18 protein-coding genes are annotated in these 24,159 nt (G+C 67.3%); 6 read left to right on the top strand and 12 right to left on the bottom strand.

What is annotated here, in order from left to right; all coding sequences use genetic code 11:
* Nucleotides 1-21 precede the first annotated feature (21 nt).
* The 7 genes from AB0I35_RS17210 to AB0I35_RS17180 all read right to left on the bottom strand — a co-directional run bounded on the left by AB0I35_RS17210 (nt 22) and on the right by AB0I35_RS17180 (nt 9,510).
* The gene (locus tag AB0I35_RS17210; RefSeq protein WP_357396986.1) at nt 22-1,377 is read right to left on the bottom strand and encodes an aromatic acid/H+ symport family MFS transporter; all 1,356 of its coding nucleotides are present in this window, start codon (nt 1,375-1,377) and stop codon (nt 22-24) included.
* A 218-nt stretch (nt 1,378-1,595) separates the two neighbouring features.
* Nucleotides 1,596-2,552: an alpha/beta hydrolase gene (locus tag AB0I35_RS17205; protein WP_357396984.1), complete on the bottom strand. Its 957-nt coding sequence runs from the start codon at nt 2,550-2,552 to the stop codon at nt 1,596-1,598.
* 51 nt (nt 2,553-2,603) lie between these two features.
* A complete protein-coding gene (locus AB0I35_RS17200) occupies nt 2,604-4,112 on the bottom strand; it encodes a sugar ABC transporter ATP-binding protein (RefSeq protein WP_357396983.1) in 1,509 nt (502 codons plus the stop codon).
* 5 nt (nt 4,113-4,117) lie between these two features.
* Nucleotides 4,118-5,200, bottom strand: coding sequence for a hypothetical protein (locus AB0I35_RS17195; RefSeq protein WP_357396982.1), 1,083 nt, complete (start codon nt 5,198-5,200; stop codon nt 4,118-4,120).
* Nucleotides 5,197-7,365, bottom strand: coding sequence for an SMP-30/gluconolactonase/LRE family protein (locus AB0I35_RS17190; RefSeq protein WP_357396981.1), 2,169 nt, complete (start codon nt 7,363-7,365; stop codon nt 5,197-5,199). Before AB0I35_RS17190 ends, AB0I35_RS17195 begins: the two co-directional genes overlap by 4 nt.
* A gap of 6 nt (nt 7,366-7,371) precedes the next feature.
* On the bottom strand, nt 7,372-8,445 hold the full coding sequence (locus tag AB0I35_RS17185) for a substrate-binding domain-containing protein (RefSeq protein WP_357396980.1): 1,074 nt from the start codon (nt 8,443-8,445) through the stop codon (nt 7,372-7,374).
* 45 nt (nt 8,446-8,490) lie between these two features.
* On the bottom strand, nt 8,491-9,510 hold the full coding sequence (locus AB0I35_RS17180) for an ABC transporter permease (RefSeq protein ID WP_357396979.1): 1,020 nt from the start codon (nt 9,508-9,510) through the stop codon (nt 8,491-8,493).
* A 244-nt stretch (nt 9,511-9,754) separates the two neighbouring features.
* On the opposite strand from AB0I35_RS17180, the gene AB0I35_RS17175 reads away from it, so the two are divergent.
* Nucleotides 9,755-10,810: a LuxR C-terminal-related transcriptional regulator gene (locus AB0I35_RS17175; RefSeq protein ID WP_357396978.1), complete on the top strand. Its 1,056-nt coding sequence runs from the start codon at nt 9,755-9,757 to the stop codon at nt 10,808-10,810.
* A 105-nt stretch (nt 10,811-10,915) separates the two neighbouring features.
* Nucleotides 10,916-12,349 carry an MmgE/PrpD family protein gene (locus AB0I35_RS17170; RefSeq protein WP_357396977.1) on the top strand — a complete coding sequence of 478 codons (1,434 nt, stop codon included), beginning with the start codon at nt 10,916-10,918 and terminating at the stop codon, nt 12,347-12,349.
* A 152-nt stretch (nt 12,350-12,501) separates the two neighbouring features.
* Here the strand turns inward: AB0I35_RS17170 and AB0I35_RS17165 are convergent, their stop codons facing one another.
* Nucleotides 12,502-14,103: a helix-turn-helix domain-containing protein gene (locus AB0I35_RS17165; protein WP_357396975.1), complete on the bottom strand. Its 1,602-nt coding sequence runs from the start codon at nt 14,101-14,103 to the stop codon at nt 12,502-12,504.
* Nucleotides 14,104-14,299: 196 nt separating this feature from the next.
* Here AB0I35_RS17165 and AB0I35_RS17160 point away from each other — a divergent pair, with 196 nt between their 5' ends.
* Both AB0I35_RS17160 and AB0I35_RS17155 read left to right on the top strand, forming a co-directional pair.
* The gene (locus AB0I35_RS17160) at nt 14,300-15,178 is read left to right on the top strand and encodes a helix-turn-helix transcriptional regulator (protein WP_357396973.1); all 879 of its coding nucleotides are present in this window, start codon (nt 14,300-14,302) and stop codon (nt 15,176-15,178) included.
* 454 nt (nt 15,179-15,632) lie between these two features.
* Nucleotides 15,633-16,847: a CoA transferase gene (locus AB0I35_RS17155; RefSeq protein WP_357396972.1), complete on the top strand. Its 1,215-nt coding sequence runs from the start codon at nt 15,633-15,635 to the stop codon at nt 16,845-16,847.
* Between the two features lie 223 nt (nt 16,848-17,070).
* Here the strand turns inward: AB0I35_RS17155 and AB0I35_RS17150 are convergent, their stop codons facing one another.
* On the bottom strand, nt 17,071-18,249 hold the full coding sequence (locus AB0I35_RS17150; RefSeq protein ID WP_357396971.1) for a CoA transferase: 1,179 nt from the start codon (nt 18,247-18,249) through the stop codon (nt 17,071-17,073).
* Between the two features lie 277 nt (nt 18,250-18,526).
* Here AB0I35_RS17150 and AB0I35_RS17145 point away from each other — a divergent pair, with 277 nt between their 5' ends.
* Nucleotides 18,527-20,008, top strand: coding sequence for an aldehyde dehydrogenase (locus AB0I35_RS17145; RefSeq protein ID WP_357396969.1), 1,482 nt, complete (start codon nt 18,527-18,529; stop codon nt 20,006-20,008).
* 24 nt (nt 20,009-20,032) lie between these two features.
* Nucleotides 20,033-21,427: an MmgE/PrpD family protein gene (locus AB0I35_RS17140; protein ID WP_357396968.1), complete on the top strand. Its 1,395-nt coding sequence runs from the start codon at nt 20,033-20,035 to the stop codon at nt 21,425-21,427.
* A gap of 59 nt (nt 21,428-21,486) precedes the next feature.
* On the opposite strand, the gene AB0I35_RS17135 is transcribed toward AB0I35_RS17140, so the two are convergent.
* The 3 genes from AB0I35_RS17135 to AB0I35_RS17125 form a co-directional block, all read right to left on the bottom strand.
* Nucleotides 21,487-21,705 carry a hypothetical protein gene (locus tag AB0I35_RS17135; RefSeq protein ID WP_357396966.1) on the bottom strand — a complete coding sequence of 73 codons (219 nt, stop codon included), beginning with the start codon at nt 21,703-21,705 and terminating at the stop codon, nt 21,487-21,489.
* A 73-nt stretch (nt 21,706-21,778) separates the two neighbouring features.
* The gene (locus tag AB0I35_RS17130) at nt 21,779-22,996 is read right to left on the bottom strand and encodes an acetyl-CoA C-acetyltransferase (RefSeq protein ID WP_357396965.1); all 1,218 of its coding nucleotides are present in this window, start codon (nt 22,994-22,996) and stop codon (nt 21,779-21,781) included.
* A gap of 13 nt (nt 22,997-23,009) precedes the next feature.
* Complete coding sequence (locus AB0I35_RS17125; protein ID WP_357396963.1) at nt 23,010-24,158, bottom strand: acyl-CoA dehydrogenase family protein; 1,149 nt, start codon at nt 24,156-24,158, stop codon at nt 23,010-23,012.
* Between the last annotated feature and the right edge of the window lies 1 nt (nt 24,159).

Here is a 24,159-nt window from a genome sequence, read left to right as displayed (position 1 = left end):
TTCTCCGGTGGTGGTCCGCCGCTAGCGGGCAGGCTCGACGATCCCGCCCGGGTCCGGGTCGGGAGCCCGCACTTGCGCGACCTCGTCGTCGACCGTCGAAGCGGGCATCAGGATCACGATGGCGGCGGCGATCACCGCCGGAATCGCGAAGGCATAGAAGTTCCAATGACTACCCAGCGAGGAGCCAACCACCCAGCCGCCGATGGACGGCCCGAGGATGGAACCGACGCGACCGAGTCCCATGCTGGCGCCGACTGCCGACCCCCGGCACGAGGCGGGGTACTTCGCCGCGACGTAACCGTAGGCGAGCGAGCTGCTGCCGATGGACCCGAGCCCGGCACCCGCCACCGCGACCATCAGCACCGCGGTATCGAGCTTGCGGCTCAGCGCCAGCAGGGATACCGCGCCGATCAGGAAGAACAGGACCAGGATTCGCCGAGACCCGTACCGGTCGGCGAGCAAAGAGCCGCCGATCATGCCGATGATGGCGCCGACCTGCAGGACAAGCAGGAATTGCAGCGAGGAGCCGAGCGGGTAACCCGCCTCGCGCATCAGCACCGGCAACCAGGTGTTCAGGCCGTAGGTGATCACCTGGGCGCAGACACAGACAAGGACGAACAGCAGCAGCGATGGCAGGTAGCGGCGGGTGAGGAGCATGCGCAGCCCACTCGTGCTGTCGGTGCTCGCGGCAGCGTCGACCTGGATGCGCTGCTCGGCCCGTACCGCGTCGATGTCGAGGCCGTAGGCGCGGGCGAGCTCGGCCGCCTCGGCGTCCTTGCCGCGGGCCACCAGCGAGTTCACCGATTCCGGCAACCAGAAGTACATGGCGGGCACCACGATCACACACAGCGCGCCGACCCCGTAGAGCACGCGCCAGCTGTTGTCGGGCAACAGGGCGATCGCGACCAGGGCGGCGATGATGCCACCGAAGGAGTAACCGGTCAGCATCATGCCGTTGTAGATCTGCCTGCGGTTACGCGGCGCGAACTCCATGGTCAAGGCGACCGCCGACGGGACGACACCGCCGAGGCCGATGCCGGTGAAGAACCGTGCGGCGCCGAGGAATTCGGGCGACGTGGCGACCGCACAGATCGCACAACCGGTGGAGAACCAGACCACCCCCGCCATCATCACCTTGCGGCGTCCGATGCGGTCGGCCAGCGGACCCGCGAGCAGGAAGCCGACCATCAGACCGACCAGCGTCCAGCTGCCGATCAGACCGGCGGTGCTCGCCGACATCCCCCAGCCGGGCTCGTCCAGGAGACTGGGCACGGTAGCCCCGTAGACGATGAGGTCGTAGCCATCGGCCACGATCGTCAGAAAACAGAGCATGACCACGACGAGGCCACTTCGTTTACGTGGGGCCGGACCATCCATTTCGCACTCCTTCAACGTTCCACCGCGGCAGCGCCGCCGGGCGACGTAGATCACAATATCGCACAATATATGATCCGGAATGCATTTCTAGTCGAGAGTGCCGTGCATGATCACAACAAGGGCCTGGGAACCGTCGGGGCGGGTCCCAGGCCTTTGTGGCGTACCCAGCCGATCGATCTCGCTGTCCGGCGGGAAGGTCGCATGGAGGGTCCCCGGGGTCAGATTCTGGCGGCGAAGAAGGGCGCCAGGGCGGCCATGGCCTGGTCGACATACTCGGGGCGGTCGTAGAGGCCCACGTGGCCCGCGCCTTCGATGAGCACCAGGTCGGTGTTCTCCGGCAGGCGCTTGTTCAGGGCCTCCGCCTGCCACAGCGAACCGGCGGCGGAGCCCGCGATCAGGAGTACCGGCTGGGTCAGGAACTCGGCGCCGGCGAAGGCGTCGTAGTCGAAGATCCGGGTGACGCTGGCGGTGAACAACATCCGGTTGTCGGCATTCGGATGCTGCGCGCGTGGAGTGCGGTAGTACTCGTGCGCCTCGATCATGTCGGCGTGGGTGCTGTCGTCGAGGGTTTCGGGCACGTAGGTGATCTCGGCGATCTCCCCGCCCGCGGCCTCGATGGCGCGCTGACCCGCGACGGCGTCGAGTGTGGCGATCTGCGCTTCGAGCGGCAGCGACCCGTCCCAGCCGCGCCGGAAGGTGGCGCCGATGTCGACCGGGCTCACCGTGCCGACGGCCTTGATCCGGCGGTCGGACTTGGTGGCATCGATCGCGTAACCGCCGCCGGCGCACACACCGAATGCCCCGATCCGGTCGGCGTCGACGAAGTCGAGGGTCGATACATAGTCGACCGCGGCGCGGACGTCCTCGACCCGGGCGAAGGGGTCTTCCAGACGTCGGGGTATACCACCGCTCTCACCCTGATGGGAGGCGTCGAAGGCGAGCGTGACAAAGCCCTCGGCGGCCAGCCGCTTCGCGTACAGACCCGCGGTCTGCTCCTTCACACCGCCGCCGGGATGAACGCACACGATCGCCGGGTAGTACTGATCGGCGGAGAAGTTCTCGGGCAGGTACAGGTCGCCCGCCATGGTGACCGTGGCATTCGGGAAGTCGATGTGCTGCACGATGATGTCCTCGGTTCGTCGGGGTTCTTTCCGGATGACATCAGTCTTCGTCATCCGGAAAGCACCTGGCAGGACGACTCTGTTCCTGGGAAGGATCCTTCCCCCTCAGTGCACCGCCGCGAACATCAGCTTCGCGTCGTCGGCCTCGGCCGGATCGAACTCGGCCACGATGCTGCCCTGCTTGGCGACGAGGATGCGGTCCGAGAGCGCGCGGATCTCCGGCAGGTAGGACGAGATGACGATCACCGCGACACCGTCGTCGGCCAACGCGCGGATCATAGCGTGGATCTCGGTGATGGTCCCGAGGTCGACACCGCGGGTCGGCTCGTCGATGATCGCCACCAGCGGCTGACGGGTCAGCCCCTTGGCCAGCACCACCTTCTGTTGGTTGCCGCCGCTGAGTTCTTCGAGTTTCGCCCGGTCGGGTCGCAGCGTGCGCACATGGAATCGCTCGACGAAGCGTTGGGCCACGGTCTTGCGCTCCCCCGGCCGCACCAGCAACGGCAGACGCGGCGCGCTGCACAGGTGCCCGAAGTAGATGTTGTCGGCGATCGAGAAGTGGCCGAAGAAGCCGGAGGCCTTGCGGTCTTCGGTGATGTAGACCAGGCCGGCACGGCGGGCGTGCCGTGGGGTCCGGAAACGCACCTCGCGGCCGTCGAGCCGGACGGTGCCCCCACGCAGACGCCGGCGCTTGGTCACCCCGGCGACGATCATCGCGGTCTCGCTGCGCCCGGCACCGACGAGCCCGTAGATTCCGACGATCTCCCCCGCGTGCGCGGAGAACGACATGTTGCGCACGGCCGGAAGCAGGGTGATGTCTTCGACCTCGAGCACCGGCGCCGGGTCCGGCTCCCGATTCGGTGGCACCCGTTGATATTCCACGCCGCGCCCCACCATCATGCGTACGACCTCCGCACGGTCGAAAGCCGGTTTGTCCAGCGTGCCCTGCACCTCGCCGTCACGCAGCACGGTGATGCGGTCGGCCTCTTCCAGCGCCTCGTCGAGCATGTGGGTGATGAACACGACCCCGATGCCCTGCTTCTTGAGCCCGCGCATCGACAGGAACAGTTGCAGTCGTTCCTCCGGTGTCACCGAGGCGGTCGGTTCGTCGAGAATGACGACCTTGGCGTCGCGGTGCACGGCGCGGGCGATTTCCACCATTTGTTTCTGCGCGATGCCGAGCGCACCCGCGGGTACCTCGGGCCGGATGTGGAAGTTGTGTGACTCGAGCAGTTCTCGCGCCGCCACATTGAGCTGGGAGAGATTGTTGAAGGCCTTCTCGTCGCCGAGGAACAGGTTCTGCGCCACGGTCATCGATTCGACCAGCGACCCTTCCTGATACACCATCGCGACGCCGGCCTCGGCCGATTCCTTGGGGGTACTGAAGTTACGCATACGGCCGGTGACCTGCAACGTACCCGCGTCGTGTTCGATCGCGCCCGAGATCACTTTGACGAGAGTCGATTTGCCCGCGCCGTTCTCACCGAGCAGGGCGTGGATCTCACCCGGCGCGACCTCGAAGTCGACGTCGCGCACAGCGTAGGTTCCGTTGTAGTGCTTGCTGATCCGGCTGAGCCGGATCACCGGCTCGGCGGCGACGGCGGTGTCGCTCACGGTGCTCACCTTTCCTTGTCTTTCTGCGGCTCGATCAGGTTGCGGAAACCACGCGCCGCCACGACGATTCGGCCGTCACGTGACGCCACGCCGGTGACCCCGTGGCGGTCGCTGTCCGCGCGCGAATGCACACCTTCGGCGATGCGTCCCCGCTGATCGATCCGGAACGCCAGGCCGTAGGAGCGGGCGGGTGCCCACGGTTTGATCACGCCGTGCACGCGCAGTTGGCCCAGTTGCAGGGTGTCGGTGTACGGATCGGGACACCGCAGACGCGGGACGAACCATTGGTCCTGGCGGATCGTGGCGGTCATCTCCCGCAGCAATTCCGGTTCGTCGAGCAGCAATTCGGTGAAGCGGTTGCGCGCGTACGGCGCCGCGACCCACCACCCGTCCGTGCAGGTAGCGATCCGGCCTGGATACACCGGCAGATTCGTCCCTACCGCTGTTCCTGCCTTGGCCAGGGCGGTGACGGCTCGGCGTTCGACACGATGGTCGAAACCCAGCGACACCAGAACCTCACCGGCACCGGAATTCTCGATGCCGCCCGGCCAGCCGAGACCTTCGGCGACCACCTCGGCACGCGAGCCGTCGACGCGCACGATGCGCCCGCTGCGATCGTCGGCGACCAGGGCGGCCGACCAGTCCGGCACCGCTCGCGAACCGATGGTCGCCAGCACGATGCCGTCGGGCAGCAGGGTCAGATCGGTGACGCAGGCGGCCAGCTCGGCATCGGTGCAGAGGTCGGTGGCAGCTCCGTCCGCGTCGATCGTGACGAGACCGACGCCGTCGACCGCGGCGATCATCCGATCCTCGGCGACCAGCAGAGTCCCGACCTGCCCGCCGAGCGTCGCCACTCGGGTGACGACACCGTCGGCCAACGTGAAAATGCCGTCACCACTGGAGAAGACGACCTCCCCGTTGTCGCGAATGACCACGTCATCGGGTTCGAACTCGGCCTCGGGCAGCAGGGCGGTGCCCTCATCGAGTCGGCGATTGGGCCGCAGTCCCGCCTCGAACGGCGGCACCGACCGGTGCCGGGCCCAGTCGGGGTTCAGCCATTCCTTCAAGGCGCTGATCGTGCGATTCACCGTTGCACCTCCACCATCGATCGGCCGGGCACGATCAGCCCGGGAACCACGGCCGGATCGATCGTTCCGACCTCGCTCGGGTCGAGCGTGAGCCTGCCGATGCGGTTGTTGCTGACGCCGCACAGATACAGCTGACCGGCGCGTTCCTTGACCGCGGTCACCATGGGGTAGTTCGCCAACGATGAATCCCACAGCACCTGAAGCACTTCGCCACGATCGTTGAACTTCATCACGCACGAGACGTTGAGCTGCGGGACCACCCAACTGTCGAGCGGCACCTCCTTGGTCATCCGCCTGCGCACCGCCGGGTAACGGTTGAGCAGGTCCGACATCGGCGTACGCATCGACACGAACGGCAGCCAGTAGTTGCCGTCGGAGGAGCGGTTGAGGTTGTCGGGGTTGCCGGGCAGGTTCTCCAGCACCGGTTCCAGCTGCCCCTGCTTGGGTCCGGCGATCCAGAGCCGGTCCACCCGGCACAGGCCGGTACTGGCGATGAGGATCGACTGGCCATCGTGCGAGGTGCAGATGCCGTTGGGGAACACACTGTTCGAGACGACCACCTCGGTGCCACCATCGGGATCGATGCGGACCACGCGGCCGTTGGCCCGCGATTCCACCAGCTCCACCAGGTATTCGGCGGCGTTGGTTCGCGTCGAGAAGTCCGAGACGTAGATCGAGCCGTCCGGTGCGACATCCAGGTCGTCGACCGCGCGCAAGGCGGAATCGTCGAGCAGGGAGAATCGGCTGCGCTTGACCTTGGTCGCGATCGGTTCGGGCTCACCGTCCGGGGTGATCCGGTAGATGCCCATGCCGCCGACCGCGACGAGCAGTTGCCCGTCCCGATCCCAGCCGTGTCCGAGCGGGAAACCGCCTGTGCGAGCGAAAATCTCGCCCTCGTCCGGGTTGTCGGCGCGGAAACGCCACACCCAGCCGCGACGGTCACCGCAGTAGACATTCCCCTCGGGGTCGACCGCGCAGTCCTCGGCGCCTTCGATCTTGCCGAGGCCGATCGAGGGTGCGTGGGAGGTCCTGCTGTTGATCGTCCACACCGTGCCCGGCTCGGTGACATCGACGAGCGGGCCGAGCGTGATCCGGCCCGGATCGATCTTGAGCTTGTCGGCGGTGCGCTGCCGGTACTTGCCCCACTGCAGGTCGAGCACCGCGAACGCGAGCAGCGCGGTCGCGAGAATCACTGTGTAGTAGGAACCTTCGAGTCGTAGCGCCACGGTGGCCTGCTGGATCACCTGCACGACGATGATGCCGACGGTGGCCCGCAGCACCGACCCGCGACCACCCTTGAGGCTCACACCACCGAGCACCACGGCGGTGAGCGCGATGATCTCCCAGCCCTGACCGACGTCCGGGTCGGTGCGCCCGACCCTGGCCGAGGTGAGCAGAGCGGCCAACCCGGCCAGTGCACCCGAGAGGACGTAGACGAAGAAGGTGACCCGGTCCACGGGAATGCCGTTGCGCCGCGCCGAACGCCGATCGCTGCCGGCCGCCGCGACCCACCAGCCCCACCGCGATCGGGTGAGGCCGACATGCACGGCGATCAGCACGCACCCGAAGAAGAACCAGCCGGTCGGGATCAGCGCGATACTGCCCTCGCCGAGGAAGTCCCAGACGATATCGGGCTCGGGCATGCTCAGCTCGAAACTGAACGCCGACTGCAGGGCGGCTGCCGCACCACCGAAGGCGACCAGGGTGACCAGGGTCGTGATGAACGGTCGCATCTTGCGGTAGGCGATGAAGTAGCCGTTCACACTGCCGAGCAGGGCGCCGAACACCACGGCGCCCGGTGCGACGATCGCCATCGGCCAGTCCCAGGCGCGCGAGGCGACCATCGCGCCGATCGCGGTCAGTCCGACCATCGAACCGATCGACAGGTCGATGCCACCGCAGACCAGCACCACGGTGAGTCCGATGGCGAGCAGACCCTTCTCCGACACTTCGTCCATGATGATCGGGGTGTCGGCCGGACCGACCGGGGTGAAGAAGACGAACAGCAGGCTGAGCAGCAGGGCGAGCGCGAGCGGGACCGCGCCCTCCATCCAGCGTTTCTCGAACAGGTCCGACAGGGTCCTGGCCGGCGCGAGCCGATCACGCCACTTCCCGCCGGTCAGGGGGAAGGCGTCGATTCCCCGCGAGCGTGACTGCAGTCTCATCGCCGCTCACTGCCCCTTGTAGCAGGCGATGGTGGTGTTGTCGACGTTCGCGCGGTCCACGATGGTGTGCGGCACGAACGCGACGGTGTGGCTGCTGCCCGCCGGTGCGCCGGTCTGGATCAGCTGCTGGGTGGTGACCACCGCGGCGGTGCCGACACCTTGGACATCGTAGGAGGCCGAGGCCGTCACCTTGCCCGCGCGCAGCGCGTCGCACCATACGGTGTCGGCGGCCATCGTGTACGTGCCGAGGGAATCGGCGGGGATCACGCCACGCGAGACCGCGCTCTGCACAGCGTCACCGACGGCGACGGAATTGAGGTCGTAGGTGACCAGGAAACCGCAGAAGTTGTTCTTCTGCTGCTGGATGATCGACTCGGCGGCCTGCTGCGCGAGCGAGTTCTGCCACTGGGTGTGGGCGGTGGTCACCACCTCGAAACCGGCGGGGTCGAGCACATTTCGTATCCCTTTGGACCACAACAGCGACGCCGCGTCGTTACCCGGACCATCGATGATCGCCAATCGTCTAGGGGCACCGCGCTTTTCGCAGTCCTGTACGGCCCGCTGGGCGATGTCCTCGGCGGCGGCGAGGTTGTCGACACCGATATAGGCGTCACCGAGGCGGCTCGAGATCATGTTGACCACCACGGTGTAGATGCCCGCGCGCTGGGCGTCCTCGATCTGCTTGGACAACACTCCGACGTCGGGGTTGTGCAGGATCAGCACGTCGACAGCCTTGCGGGCGATCAGGTCGCTGATGATCCTGGTCATCTTGTCGGTGTCGAAATTGGGGTCGTGGATCTGGAATTCGGCGCCGAGATTGCCGAAGGCACGCTCCATCGAGGCGCCCCAGTTCATGGTCAGGTTGTAGCCCTTGTAGAGAATCGGGACGAAGGCGATCCGCTTGCCCTGCATCGACTCGTGCACCTTCTGCGTCGCGTCGAACAGCTGCACGTTCTCGCCGAAGGTCTGGCCCTCACCTCCCGCCGGTCCGGTGGCCGAGGTGCGACCACCGGTGGAACAGCCTGCGAGGACGACGGCCGAGACCGAGGCGAGAGCGAGGGCGATCATCTTGTTCTTCATCGTTGAAGACTCCTTGTGAGCGAAGGTATTGCGAGGCGGGAGCATTTACAGTTCGCCGCTCTTGGCGGTCTCCTCGTCGCGCGGATGCAGCCACGAGTCCAGCGCGATAGCCGCGATGAGCACGCCGCCGCGGATGAGGTCCTGCACCGCGGAGGTGAGGCCGTGCAGCACGAGCAGGTTGTTGAGTACGCCGATGAACAGCGAGCCGGCGAGCACCCCGAGAATCGAGCCGCGGCCACCGGCCAGCGAGATGCCACCGATCACGGTGGCGGTGAGCGCGGTGAACAGCAGCGGGTCGAACGAGGTGACGGTGGTCTGCACGCTGCCCTGGATGGACACCGTCAGGTACCCGGCGAGCAGGGCGAGCAACGCGGAGATCACGTAGGTGAGTACCTGCAACGGCCGAACGGGGGCACCGGTGGCGCGGGCGGTGGCGAAGTTGTCGCCCATCGCCCGGATCAACCGGCCCGCCGAGGTGTAGGTGACGAAGAGCCAGGCCAGCACGAAGACGACGGCGGCGATGACGATCGGTCGCGGCACGCCGAGGACCGAGCCGTTGCTCAGCTCCGCGATCCACGAGCCGCCGGGCAGGGCGTAGTAGTTGCTGTCGAGCAGTAGCATGTCCACCCCGCCGATGACGAGCAGACCGGTGGCCAGAGTGACGAACAGTGACGGCACTTCGACATAGGCCACGAGCACGCCGTTGACGAGCCCGACGATCAGCGCGACCACCGCGGCGATCGCGATCGCCTGCCACTCGGGCATGCCGCTCGACATCAGGGCGAGCGTGGCCTGTGCGCTGCCGAGCGCGACACCGGCGATCGACAGATCGATGCCTTTGCCCAGAATGACGATGGCGACGCCGACGGCCAGAATCCCGAAGGCCGCCGACAATCGCAACAGGCTGGCGAAGTTGCCGGTGGTCAGGAATCCCGGCGTTGTCGCGGCGCCGACCATACACAGCACGGCCGTGATGCCGAGAACGAAGTAGGCCTGCTCCGAACGACCGAGCTGGTCGCGCAGGCTGGGGCGGGGCGTGGTTGCCGCCGCGGTGGACGTCGTCATGATGCTCCCCGCATGGGTTTCTCCTTTGAGACTCGGATCACTCTGGCGAACTGTGCGGAATATTAAATATGTGGTGTTGTGGCTCACAAGCAGTTCGCCCCGCGATCATCCGAACGGGCTAGGACGCTGCGACCAGCGGGCGATGAACGTGGAGAGTTTCGGACACGATTCAGGCGCGCACCAGGCGCGGGTGCAATATATTGCATATTCTGTTGGGAACTGGTATGAGGACTGGAGTTGACACGTGGTGATCGATCTGAGGGCACCCAGCGGCGACGCCGGACTCGAGGCCGAGCTCAGCGCCGTCGTCACCGAGGCATCGGAGATCCTCGGCCGCCGGATCCAGTCGCCGGGCGACCACTCCCCCGCCACGGCCAAGCGCCTGCTCGCGCAGCTGTGGGACGACACCGCCGCGACCCTGTCCGACATCACGAACCGAGTCGACATCCAGCGCACGACCGCGCTCCTGGCCCGCATCCGTGCCGCCGAGGCCGACCTCGCCGCAGCCGATGCCGCGAGTTCGGCCACTCACCTGCGGATGGCCGCGCAGGCGATCGCGCGACTACACGGCGCACGCGGTGTGGACGACTTGCTGAGCCGAGCCGCGGAAGCGATGGGCGCGATGGGCTTCGACCGCGCTCTCGTGTCGACCACCGAGGGCCGGCGATGGCACCTGCACACCATGTTCGTCGTCGACGACAAACCCTGGGCCGACGCGATTCTGGCGGCCGGGCGCGAGTCCTCGCCGACCCTGGACGGCCATCTGGTCGAGAGCGATATCGTGCAGCGGGCACGGCCGGGACTCGTCTTCGATGTCCAGCACAATCCGCGCGTCGTCCGGCCGCTCGTGGAGATGACCCGGTGCAGCTCCTACGCCGTGGCCCCGCTCACCATGAACGGCGCGGTCGTCGGCCTGGTGCACGGCGACTACTACTTCCAGCGCCGCGAAGCCGACGCGACGGCGCGGGCGATGCTCGCGGTCTTCGCCGCGGGCCTGGGTCACGCACTGGCCGGCGCGAGCCTGCTCGACGGCGTGACCGCGCTGCGCAGCGGATTCGATCGGTTGGCCGGCGCGGCGACCGCGGCGGCCTGCCATCCCGAGGGCCCCAGCCTCTCATCGCGCGAACTCGAAGTCGTCGAGTTGCTGGCGGCCGGCCGGGCGAATCGTCAGATCGCTCGTGACCTGGCGATCTCCGAGGCGACAGTCAAAACCCACATCACCCATATCCTGCGGAAGCTGGGGGCGGCGAACCGCGCCGAAGCCGTCGCGTACTGGCTGCGTGGCAGCGTCGCGGGCTGAGCCACGGGGTGCCAGGAACCCGATCACAGTACCTACATAATATATAGTGTAGTTACCGGTGCGGGCAGGCGTGCTGTCCTCGCACCCCTGCGAGAGGACAGTTCCATGGCCGACACCATCGTCGAGCAACTGGCCCGGTTCACCACCGGCGCGAACTACGACACCCTCCCTCCGGAGGCGGTCGACGAAGCCAAGCGCTTGCTGCTCGACGCGATGGGCTGCGCGCTCGGCGCCGTCGAGGAACCCAAGGGCCGGATCGGTATCCAGTACGGCAAGCTCACCGGCGGCACCGACGGCGATGCCACCATCATCGGCACCGACGACCGGGTGTCGATCTTCGGTGCTTCCTTCGCCAACGGTGAGCTGATCAACGCCCTGGACTTCGACGCGGTGCTGCCGCCCGGCCATGTCTCGCCCTACGTACTGCCGACCACGATGGCCATGGCCGAGAGCCGGGGGCGGTCCGGTCGAGAGGTGCTCGCCGCCGTCGCACTCTCGCACGAGATGTCCTATCGCTTCTACAAGTCGATGGACTACCTGCGCGACGTCCAGAACGATTCGATGGACCTTTCGCCGGTGATCGGTTACAGCGTGACCGTTTTCGGTGGCACCGCGGCGGCGGGCAAGCTCGCGGGTCAATCCACCGAGACCCTGGCCAACGCGCTGGGCATCGCCGCCGCCACCGCCCCGGTGAACGCGATGCGACCGTGGATCAAGCACGCCCCGAGTTCCACGCTGAAGTACCTGCTCGCGGGCACCCTGACCCAGGCCAGCCTGACCGCCGTCTTCATGGCCGACCTCGGCCACACCGGTGACCTGCAGATCCTCGACGACGCCGAGGTCGGGTTCCGCAAATACATCGGCACCCGCCGGTGGGAGCCACAGAACCTCACCGACGCGCTCGGCACCGAATGGCGCTTCCTTGCCGAGCAGTCCTACAAGCCCTACCCGCATTGCCGGATCCTGCACGCTCCGCTGCACGCACTCACCGAGATCCTCGAGACCAACGACATCCGGCCCGAGGAGATCGATGCCATCCGCTGCTGGGGTGAGGCCGCCGTGATGCATCCGCTGTGGCAGAGCCGGGTCATCGAGAAGACTCACGACGCGCAATTCGACATCGCCCACGGCCTGTCGGTCGGCGCCCACCGGGTGACACCGAGCCGGGCGTGGCACGCACCGGAACTCGTGTTCAGCGACTCGGTGCTCGGCCTGATGGACAAGGTCACCTTCGCGCCGCACCCGGACTACTTCAAGGCGCTGTCCGCGCATCCCTCCGCACGCCCGACCAAGGTCGAGGTCGACGCCCGCGGAACCACTTTCGTCGCGGAACGGACCTACCCCAAGGGCAGCCCCTCCCCCGACCCGACCACCAGGATGACCACTGAAGAACTGGTCGCGAAGTTTCGCGTCAACGCACAAGAAGTGCTGTCCGAGAACAGGATCGACCAGGTCGTCGAGACCGTGCTCGGGGTGGACAAGGTCGACGATTTCGCCACCGTGATGCGTCTGCTCGCGCCGAACGGCGCGCAGTCCTGAGGTTCACCGGATCTACGAGAAGCCCCGCTCGCCCCCTACGCGCGCGGGGCTTCTCGCATCCCGGTCGGCTGTTCATCGACCGGTGCTGTCGAGGGTAGACACGCGAACGCCCATGGCATGTCCAGCCTTTTGGACATGCCATGGGCGCCTGATCACGCGATACGCAAAGCCCTGATCCGGTTGTAGAGGGTCGAGCGGCTCACGCCGAGCGCTCGGGCTGCCTGCAGCTTGTTGCCGCCTGCGGCCTCCAGGGCGGCCATGATGACCTCCCGTTCAGCCTCGCGAATCGGCGAACCGGGCAGTTGGCCGCCGCGGTGTGAGGCGGGCAGGTCGGTGGGGATGATGTCGCCGGCCGACCGGGCGCTTGCCACCACCTCGACGACGCGCCGCAATTCGGCGAGGTTGCCACGCCACGGTTGCGAAGCGAGCACCCGCATCGTCTCGGCGGTGAACCGTGTCCTGGTGTGGCCGGTGACCTCGGTGAGCATCTGCTGGGCCAGCCCGGGCACCTCGTGCCTGCGCCTGCGCAGGGGAACCAGCTCCCTGCGGTCGTTGCACAGCGCGGGCAGCGCGGCGTGCACCGCGTCGAGGTGTTCGCCCGGCGTCGAGGTGAGCACCACTTCGCGGGCAGTTTCCCGCAGGCGCTGTGCGAGCAGCGCGGTGAGCTGCTCGCTGAGCAGTTGGATGTTCTCGATGATCACCGGAGCGCCGTCGCCCGCGAGCGTCTCGCCGAGCTGAGCCGCCCACGCGCTGTCACCGATGAGCACGATGTCGGTCGCATCGAGCGTGCGCGCGGCGGGGCCGACCAGTCCGTGTGCCTCCGTGGTTCGGCCGGTTCCCGGCTCGCCGATCACGAGCAGCGGCCAGAGCGGCATCCGATCCGAGGTCACCCTGGCACGTCGAACACCGGGCTCCTGGGAGATGTCGACGAGTACTCCGTCGGCTCCGTCGATCGACCGGCAGGCCAATCGCACCGTGCGGCCCGAAGCCAGGACGAGCTCCTGGCTGTCCTGGCCGCCGACGGGCACGGCTTCGGCGCACGCGCGCAACGCGGCGTGGTCGGCCGGTTCGAGCAGGTCGACCGCGGCGGGGGTGGCGAGGACCAGTCCTTCGCCGATGACGACGACGGCCCGGCCTCGACGACCCGCGGCGGCCTGGAAGGCGCTCATCAATCTGCTGTGCGCGCGGGGGGAGTCACGCTGGAGGCGTTCTTGGATGTCGCGAACCATGCGGCGAGCCAGCAGTGCCGACAACCGGTGATCCGCGCTGGTTTTCGCGCCGATCCCCAGCACACCTTCCAGGCGGCGGGTGACCGGATGGAAGATCGGGTGCCCATAGCAGGTGAACCCGCGAAACAGCGCCAAGTAATGCTCGTCGGCACGCACGAGCAGACTGCGCCGGGTCTCCAGCGGGGTGCCGAGCGCATTGGTACCGATGCGGTCTTCACCGAGCTCGACGCCCGGCACAATGCCGATATCGGAGACCGCACGCCGAATCGATCGGGCGGCCCCGTGGATGTCGACCACCCGGCCGGCCTGATCGGCGAGCACCAGCGCCACCGGCGTTCCTTCGAGCTCGCTCGCGACGCGGCGCAGCACCGGGCTCGCCGCTCGCGCGAGGAAGCTGTCGGTACTTCTGGTCGCGAGGTCGAACGGCGGTACCGCGTCTTCGCGAATGCCGTTGAGTCGCGACCGGGCCCACGCCGACTCGATGTCCGGTCGAGTCGAATCCCGGTACGCCTGCAACACAGTCATGGATACTCAACACCACCTTGTCCCGGCCGCTAGCACATGCGGTCGACGCCCAGTCCCCTGTGACCGAGCGCACTTGTATTTTATACACAATATCTGCTTGGTTCCTCGGCGTTTGCCGAGATTCCGACCGATTTCCGATCAGCGTGGGAAGAATTTGTCCCAGGCACAGCGCCCCGGACGGGCATATCGTGGGGAAATGACCGAGAGAGCGCCCCACCTTCGCGAGCTGGGTGGATTCCTGAAAGCACGGCGTGCCGAGCTCGATCCGGAGGATGTGGGCTTGAGCGTGCACAGCGCCGCCGCGCGCCGGGTCGCGGGTCTGCGCCGCGAGGAAGTAGCGGATATGGCCGCGATCAGCCACGACTATTACACCAGGATCGAGCAGGGCCGTCTCGCACCGTCGGAACCGGTTCTCGACGCACTGGTCCGCGTCCTGCGCCTGAACGACGCCCAGCGCGACTACGCCGAAAGCCTGGTCCGCCGCTCGGACCGCCGCCCGGCCAAGCGAGGCCAGAAGTCCGTGCGCCCCCAGCTGCAGCGCCTGCTCGACCAGCTCACCGAGACGCCGGCCCTGGTGTTCGGGCGCTACCTCGACATCCTGGCCTGGAACCATCTCGCGGCCGCCCTGATCACCGACTTCGGCCGGATGGCACCTCGGCAACGCAACTATGTGCGGATGGTCTTCACCGATCCGGCGATGCGCACCCTGTACGACGACTGGGAAAGCGTCGCACGCACGTGCGTGGCCATCCTCCGCATGGACGCCGCGACCAATCCGACCGACCCCCAGCTCACGGCCCTGGTCGGTGAACTGTCCATCGCCGACGAACAGTTCCGGCAGTGGTGGGCGGCGCGCAATGTGGCCAGGCAGGAGTTCGGCTCGAAGACACTCAACCACCCGGATGTCGGCGAGATGACCCTGAACTGGGACACTTTCAGCTCGTCGGGCGACTCCGAACAGCAGCTCGTCCTCTGGTCGGCCGAGCCGGGCACGACATCCCACGAGAAGCTGCGCATCCTCACCTCGTGGTCGGCGCCGGTCACCCGACAGGACCCGGCGGACCACCCGAACTAACCCCTTTCGACCAACCGGGCCTGACCTCCGGTTACGACACATTGACGGTTATAAATATATTATGCGTAATTATCCGGAGGACATGGACCACCATCGCCAGCCCTTCACGGAACAAGCAGTGCAAACGCCTGTCCGGATCACCGTCCACGAACTCCTCGACTACTTCGGGCGATGCGGCGCATGCGGCTACCCGGCCTCGGCGGCGAGAGTGGTGCAGCACTTCGGCGACGGCTCTCTCCAGCACGATGTCGTAGCCACCTGCGGACTACCGTGCGGCTGGCGCGCCCCCGTCCCGATGCGCAGAATGACGGACCGACCCCGAGCCGACGGCGGTGCAGGCCCATCGGCTTCACTCCGGTGAGATATATTATATTTCATCAGCAGGACGAACGCGACGAAGGAGCACCGTGATGCAGAAGCCAGGCCAGGTCGACTTTTCCCTGGTGGTGCACGCGTGAGCGGGCAGCCCCTTGCGGGCCTGCGGGTCGTCGAGTTCGCGAGTTTCGTGGCGGGACCGTCCGCAGGGATGACCCTCGCCCAGCTCGGTGCACAGGTCGTCCGGGTGGACCCGCTCGGCGGCGGGCCCGACTACCGCCGGTGGCCGGTCGCCCAGAGCAACGGCGAGAGCCTGTACTGGAATTCGCTCAACCGAGGTAAGCGATCGATCGCGGTGGACGTGCGCAGCGAGCAGGGCCGGGAACTTGTGCTGGCGCTGGCGACCGCGCCGGGTGAGGACGCGGGGATCGTCGTGGACAACGCGGTCGGGCGGCCATGGTTCTCCTACGAGACGCTCGCGGAGCGGCGTGCCGATGTGATCAAGGTGCACATCGGGGGTCAGGCCGGTGGCGGTCCCGCGGTGGACTACACCGTCAACACCGAGGTCGGCGTCACCGATCTGACCGGGCCCGCCGATTCGCGTACGCCGGTGAATCACGTGTTGCCCGCGTGGGACCTGGTCGCGGGAATGACCGCGACCACCGCGCTGCTCGCCGCGCTGCACCGCCGGGAACGGTCCGGCGAAGGCGCGCATCTGCAGATCGCGCTGGCCGACGTGGCACTGGCCGGCGTCGCGAATCTGGGCTGGCTCAGCGAGGTTCGGGAACGCGGTGACCGTCCGCGCCACGGCAACTTCATGTACGGCTCGTTCGGCGCCGACTTCGTCACCGCCGACGAGGGGCGCGTCATGGTCGTCGCGCTCACGCCGCGTCAGTGGCAGGCGTTGTGCACGGCCACCGGAACGGTGAAGGTGATCGCCGCGCTCGAACAGACTCTCGGTGTGGACTTCGCCGACGAGGCACACCGGTACATCCACCGCGAAACCATCGCGGCGGTGATGCGACCCTGGTTTGCCGGTCGGTCCCTCGACGCGGTGGACGCGGCACTCACCGATGCGGGCGTGCTGTGGAGCCGCTACCGCCAGATGAGCGATGTGGTGGCCGATTTCGAGGCGGGACTCGGCAGCCGGGTGCTGACCGAAGTCAACCAGCCAGGTATCGGTCCCGTTATCTCGGCCCACAGCCCCATCCGTGAGAACGGCGAGTACGGGCCGGTGTGCCCGGCCGCGGCACTCGGTGCCGATACCCACCAGGTCCTCGCCGAAGTCCTCGGTCTCAGCGACAGTGAACTAGGCAAACTGCGCTCTGCGGGAATCCTCGGGACCACCGAGTAGTACTGCCGCTCCGGCATTCACATGTGACGCAAGTCGGGTCGGTGAGTGAAGACCACATCGTCCTCACTCACCGACCCGATTGGTTGCTCGGCGTTTCACCGCACGCAGTCCAAGCCACCGACGTCCGCGTGGCCGGTCCCTCCTGTTCGCCCGCACTGACCGACGCGAACCGCAGCGCTCCTCGCTACGCCACGGCACAGCGTGTGCTGGTCGCGCGGCCCGGTCACAGTTCGTCGTCCGCCGACAGCACGCCCGCGGCGACGAGTTCGTCGACCTGCTCGGCCGGATACACCTCACCGGCTACCGCGCGGGTGTCCGCGCCCACTCGCGGAGCCACACCGGGGCGCTCGGGCCGTTCGCCGGCGAAGCGCCACGGCGGACGCAAGAGCGCGAGCCCGTCGTCCTGCGGCTCGATCATGCGCAGCCACCCGACCTGTTCGTGCTCGACGTAACCGGTCATCGACAGCACCGGCGCGAACGGCACGTCTTCGGCCGTGAGCCGCTTCTCCCACTCCGCGAACGAGCGCTGTTCGAATTCGGCCTCGACGATCTCGGCGAGCTCGAAATAGTTCGCCTCACGTGGCCGGTATTCGGCGAAGCGCGGGTCGACGGCCAGGTCGGCTCGGTCCATCGCCCGGCACAGCGACTGCCAGAACTTCTGCGACGAGGACAGATGCACGGCGATGTACTCCCCCGAGGCGGTCGGCGCGCAGAAGTTCTGCGCCTGCGGATGCCTGCTGCGCCGGGTCGGATCGGCACCGAGCTCGAAGGCCTGGGTGATGCCGTCGGTGACGAGCACGCTGACCGCCTCCATGATGGACGTCTCCACGTGCTGGGGTTCACCGGTGCGGTACCGGCCGACCAGCGCGGCGAGCACGCCCGCGGCGGTACTCAACCCGGTGACGAGGTCGGCGCTCAGGCCGCCGGTGAGCTGGGGATGTCCCTCGTCGCCCAGCAGCGAGTACAGGCCACCGAAGGCTTGCCCGATGGTGTCGTAGGCGGGCCGGGCGGCCAGCGGACCGCCCGCGCCGAAGCCGGTCACCGAGCCGTAGACGATGTCGGGGCGCAGTTCGCGGCAGACTTCCGGCCCCAGACCCATCGCCGCGACCTTGCCGGGGCGCATGTTCTCGAGGACCACGTCGAAGCGGGGAATCAGCGCCTTCACCAGGGCGATGCCCTCGGGTTGCTTGAGGTCGACGGCCAGGCTGCGCTTGCCGGTGTTGTACTGGCGGAAGTACGGGCTGGCGTCGTTCTGATGACGGCGGAAGTCCTCGCCGACGACCGGGCGCTCCACCTTCACGACTTCGGCACCGAGGGCGCACAACATGGAGGTGGCGAACGGGAGCGAGATGTAGCCCCCGATCTCCAGGATCCGAATTCCGTCGAGCGGCCTGTGCTGCATAGCCTGTCTCCCTCTCGTCACGTGCTCATATTATATATTATCTCCGCAACGCGGCGCCCTGGATCACATTCGGCAAGGTCGATCGGTGCACGACAGCAACCGACAGAATAGGCGCAGTGGCGGCGAGCACGACAGCCCTGGCCTGTGAGCTACGTTATATCATATACTTTACATGGTCCGGGTCACATGGCCACGCGAGGCGCTGCGCGCGAAACTATCGCTGACCAGGTCAATTCCCACCCCGGCACAATCGCCGACGAAGACGATAGGTCTACCCATGAGTGTTCAGACAGAGTTGTGGCAGGGACAGTTCGACAAGCTGTTCATCGGCGGCGGGTGGGCGAATCCGGCAACGCAACGCACGTTCGAGGTCGTCTGCCCCGCCACCGAGGAACCCCTCGCCCGGATCGCCGAGGGCAGCGAGGCCGATATCGACGCTGCTGTGGCCGCCGCCCGCGTGGCCTTCGACCGTGGCCCGTGGCCCCGGATGGAACTCACGGAGCGGATCTCGGTGCTGACCCGCGTGAGCGAGATCCTCGCGAACCGCCAGGACGAGGTCGCGCGCCTGATCAGTGCCGAGATGGGCTGTCCGATCACGCTGTCGACCCGGATGCAGTCGATGGGCACCCGCATGTTGCTCGACGCGTTCCTCGAGCTCGCCCCGCAGTACCAGTGGTCCGATATCCGTCGCTCGGTCACCGGCAACGCACTCGTCACGCGGGAGCCGGTTGGCGTCGTCGCCGCGATCGTGCCGTGGAACGCGCCGCTGCAGATCGCCATCATCAAGCTGGCGCCCGCACTGCTGGCCGGTTGCACCGCTGTGCTGAAGCCGTCGCCGGAGACCGCGATGTCGGCGTATCTGCTCGCCGAGATCTTCGAACAGGCCGGTCTGCCCGACGGTGTGGTGAACATCGTCGTCGCGGGCCGCGAGGTCAGCGAGCACCTGGTCCGCCATCCCGGAGTCGACAAGGTCTCGTTCACCGGCTCGACGGCCGCCGGCCGTCGGATCGCCGCCATCTGCGGGCAGGACCTGCGCCGGGTCACCCTCGAACTCGGCGGAAAGTCGGCCGCGGTGCTACTCGACGACGCCGACCTCGATGCCGTGGTGCCGGTGATCCGGGCGCTGTCGCTGCGCAACACCGGTCAGGTGTGTAGCAACAAGACCCGCATCGTGGTGGCCCGTTCGCTGCGCGACGAGCTCTACGACCGATTGCGCGACATGGTGGGATCGATGCCGGTGGGTGATCCGTTCGATCCGGCGACCGAGCTCGGTCCGCTGGTGACCAGCGCTCAGCGCGACCGCGTCGAAAGCTACATCGCGCAGGCCCGGTCCGAGGGCACCCAGGTGCTCGTCGGGGGTGGCAGGCCCGACGGCCTCGACCGCGGCTGGTACGTGGAGCCGACGATCTTCGCCGACGTCGATCCCGACGCGAAGATCGCGCAGGAGGAGGTGTTCGGTCCGGTACTGACCGTGCACACCTTCGACACCGAGGCCGAGGCGATCGAGATCGCCAACAACTCCGACTACGGCCTCAACGGTTCGGTCTTCGCCGCCGACCCCGCCCACGCGCTGGCGGTTGCACGCCACATCCGCACCGGCACTGTCGAAGTCAACGGCACCCCCGCCGGCTTCTTCGCCCCACTCGGTGGCTTCAAGAACAGCGGCATCGGTCGCGAAGCCGGGCTCGAAGGCTTCGACGCCTACATCGAATGCAAGTCCTACGGCCTGCCGCAGCCCCTGCTCGACACGCTGGCCTGACGCCCCACTTCCGAAAGGTCCTTCATGCCTTCCCTACCCCCCTTGGAAGCCGCCGTCGCCCGGCTGGTCACCGACCTCGAATACGACTCGATCCCGGCCGACGCGCTGGCCGGCGCCCGGCGCCTGATGCAAGACCAGCTGGCGGTGCAGATCGGCTGCGCGTCGCTGTCGTGGAGCCGGGCGGTGCTCGAGCTGACCAAAGCCTCGCACGCGCCCGGCTCGGCCCACGTCACCGCGTCAGGTGACGAAATGAGCGCCGCCGACGCCGCTTTCGTCAACGCGACCTACGGTCACGGCTTCGAGTACGACGACGCCCACCGCTCCAGCTCCAGCCACCCCGGCAGCGCGGTGGTCACGGCGGCCGTCGCCGTCGGCGAGGAGCTCGGTGCCTCGATGGCGGAGGTCGTCACCGGTATCGTCGCCGGGTACGAGGTCTACACCCGGATCGGCATCCTGGCCGCGCCCCAGTTGCTCGAGCGCGGTTTCCATCCGCATGGTGTGCTGTCGGCGTTCGGTGCTGCCGCCGTGGTGGCGAAGATGCGCGGGTTCGACGCCGAACGCACCATCCACGCGCTCTCTATCGCGATGAGCCACAGCTCGGGCACTACCGAGTACACCTCGACCGGTGGCTCGGTGAAACGGCTGCACTCGGGCATCGGCACCCGCAACGGCATTCGCGCCGCGGAGATGGCGGCCGCGGGCATCACCGGCCCGACCACCTTCCTCAGCGGCGGCAAAGGCTTCTACCGCACCTTCGTCGGCCGCCCGGTCGCCGAGAACGCGGTCGAATTGTTTTCCCCGACAGCGTCATTCGAGATCACTCGGGTGTGGATCAAGCCGTACTGCTGCTGCGGCATCAACCATGCCTACATCGACGGCGCCCAGCAGTTGACCGCGCGGGCGGCCGAGGTCGAGTCCGTTCGGCTCGGTATCCAGTCCGGTGGTGACGTGATCATCGGCAACCGGAACGCCAACGCCTATGCCCCGCAGATCATCGAGCATCTGCAGTACAGTCTGCCGTTCCAGTTCGCCCTGGCGATCCTGGGTCGTGGCAACGGTTTCCGTGCACACCACGACTACATGGCCGGGCGCCTCGACCTCAGCGAGGGCAGCGAGGTCGCCGAGATGGCGCGCCGGGTGAAGATCGAGGTCGACACCGAGCTCGACACCGAGTACCCGGGACGCTGGATCGCCGACATCACGGTCACCTACCGCGACGGCTCCACCGAGCACGTCTTCGTCGACAACCCACGGGGCACCGCCGAGAACCCGATGACGCAGGCAGACCTGGACGCCAAGTTCCGTGACCTCACCGTCGCCGATCTGGGTGCCGAACGTAGTGAGGCCCTGCTGGCCGCGATCAACGCCGGGGATCCGGCCACCCCGGTCGCTGACTTCGCCACGCTCCTGCGCGTCTGACCCATCGAAAGGCCCGGCTGGACTTGGGTGATACCAAGTCCAGCCGGGCTTTTCGGCGTTCAGGGCTGCAGGTACAGGCGTTCGTTCGGCAAGCGGGGCAGGTCAGCGTAGTGCGCGGCCCCGACCGTGACATCACAGAAGTGACGCCCGGCCACATCCTGGACGAAGACCAGCGCGGCGGTCAGGCAAGCCACGAATTCCATCCGAATGGTGGCGAATTGGACCATCAGCCGGACATCGGGTTCTTGTGGACGTGGTGATCGCTTCACGGTAGACATTGCACAGCTCCCAATGACTGTGCCCCGGCGGGCCTGGTCGGTTCGCCGGGGCACAATCGTGCCTGAACGGTGATCAGGCGGTCTCGAAGGTGGCGGCCATCCCTTGGCCGCCACCGATGCACATCGTGGCGAGGCCCTTGCCGCCGCCACGGCGGCGCAGTTCGTGCAGCAGGGTGGTGACCATGCGCACGCCCGTGGCGCCGATCGGATGGCCGAGCGAGATGCCGGACCCGTTGACATTGAGCCGGTCGTGATCGCGCCAGCCCCAGCCTTCCAACACCGCGAGGACCTGCACCGCGAACGCCTCGTTGACCTCGACGAGATCCATCGAGTCGAGCAGCGAGACGGTGTCGGTGCCCTGGCGCGCGGCGAGTTTCGCGACTGCCGGAACCGGTCCGATACCCATGCGGGAGGGTTCGCAGCCCGCGGCCGCCCAGCCGGTCAGATAACCGATCGGCTCGAGTCCGAGCGCGTCGAGCTGATCCTCGGCGACGACGAGAAGACCTGCGGCGGCATCGTTCTGCTGGCTCGAGTTTCCGGCGGTGACGGTGCCGTCGGGCATGATCGGGCGCAGCTTCGACAGCGTCTGCGGCGTGGAGTCCGCACGGATGCCCTCGTCGGCGGCGAAGACCACCGGATCACCCTTGCGCTGCGGCACCGTCACCGGAATCACCTCGTCGGCGAAACGCCCCTCCGCCCACGCCGCAGCCGCCCGCTGGTGGCTGCGCGCGGCGAAGGAGTCGGCTTCCTCGCGCATCAGACCGTAGTCCTTCGCGAGGTTCTCGGCGGTCTCGATCATTCCGGAGATCTTGCCGAACCGAGCAACGGGCTGGGAACGTTCGCGGCCGCGGTCGAGCCGGTCGAACAGCTGCACGGTGCCCGCGCGGGCACCCCAGCGGGTGGTGGTCGAGTAGTACTCGATGCGGCTCATCGACTCGACCCCGCCGGCCAGCACCACGTCGGCGGCACCGGTCTGCACCATCATGGCGGAGGTGGCCAGGGCCTGCAGACCACCACCGCAGCGCCGGTCGAGCTGCATGCCGGGCACGGAGATCGGCAACCCGGCGTGCAGTGCCAGCCACCGACCGACGCACGGCACTTCGGAGTTGGCGTAGGACTGGGCGAACACGACATCGTCGATGCGTTCGGGATCGATTCCGGAACGCTCGATCACCGCGTTCACCACGGTGGCACCCAGGTCCTCGACCGGCACGTCACGCAGGGAGCCGCCGAAGGTGCCGACGGGGGTACGGGTGGGCGCGACGATCGCGGCCCGGCGCAGTGTTGACATCCATCGACTCCGATCAGATCGCGTTGCGCGCGATGAGCTGTGCGGCAATGACATTGCGCTGGATCTCGTTGGTGCCCTCACCGACGATCATCAGCGGCGCGTCGCGGAAGTAGCGCTCCACGTCGTATTCCTTGGAGTAGCCGTAGCCACCGTGCACACGGATCGCGTCGAGCGCGATCTGCATCGCGGTCTCGGACGCGAACAGCTTCGCCATGCCCGCCTCCATGTCGGCGCGCACCCCCGCGTCCAGCTTCTGGGCGGCGTCGAGGGTCAGCAGGCGGGCGGCGCGCTGCTTGGTCGCCATGTCGGCCAGCAGGTTGCCGACGGACTGATGCTTCCAGATCGGCTTGCCGAAGGACTCGCGTTCCTGGGCGTAACGCACCGCTGCATCGAGTGCGGCCTGGCCGACACCGAGCGCGCGCGAGGCGACCTGGATGCGCCCGACCTCGAGGCCGCGCATCATGTGGCTCCAGCCGAGGTTCGGCACGCCGCCGAGGATGGCGTCGTCGCCGACCTTGCGACCGTCGAACACCAACTCGCATGCTTCCACACCTCGGTAACCGAGCTTGGGCAGCTTCTTGGAGATGGTCATCCCGTCACCGGGTTCGACCAGAATCACGCTCATACCCTTGTGGGCGGGCTTGGCGTCGCGGTCGGTGATACACAGCAGACCGATCAACCCGGAGTGCGCGGCGTTGGAGATCCAGGTCTTGGAACCGGAGATCGACCACTGGTCGCCGTCGCGTACCGCGACGGTGCGCATGGCCTGCAGGTCGCTGCCGCCCGCGGGTTCGGTCAGCGCCATGGTGGCCCGGATCGCGCCCTCGGCCATCTTCGGCAAGTACTTCGACTTCTGTTCGGGGGTGCCGAAGGTCTTGATCAGGTAGGTGATCACCGAGTGGCCGCCGATGGCGCCCGCCAGGCTCATCCAGCCACGCGCGAGTTGCTCGGTGACGGCCGCGAAGCAGGCGGTGCTCACATCGACACCACCGAATTCGGCGGGCGCGAGCAGACCGAAGAAGCCGAGCTTCTTCATCTCCTCGATGAACTCCTCGGGGTAGACATCGTCTTCCTCGAACTCGCGCACGCGGTTGCGGACCCGCTGGTCCACGAAGTCGGCGACCAGATCGACCATCTGCTGCTCATCGGCTGTGAGGCTCATG

Source organism: Nocardia sp. NPDC050378, from assembly GCF_040655675.1.
GTDB lineage: Bacteria > Actinomycetota > Actinomycetes > Mycobacteriales > Mycobacteriaceae > Nocardia > Nocardia coubleae.
The sequence above is the reverse complement of the archived record's forward strand: the minus strand, read 5'-3'. Positions and strand labels throughout refer to the sequence as shown.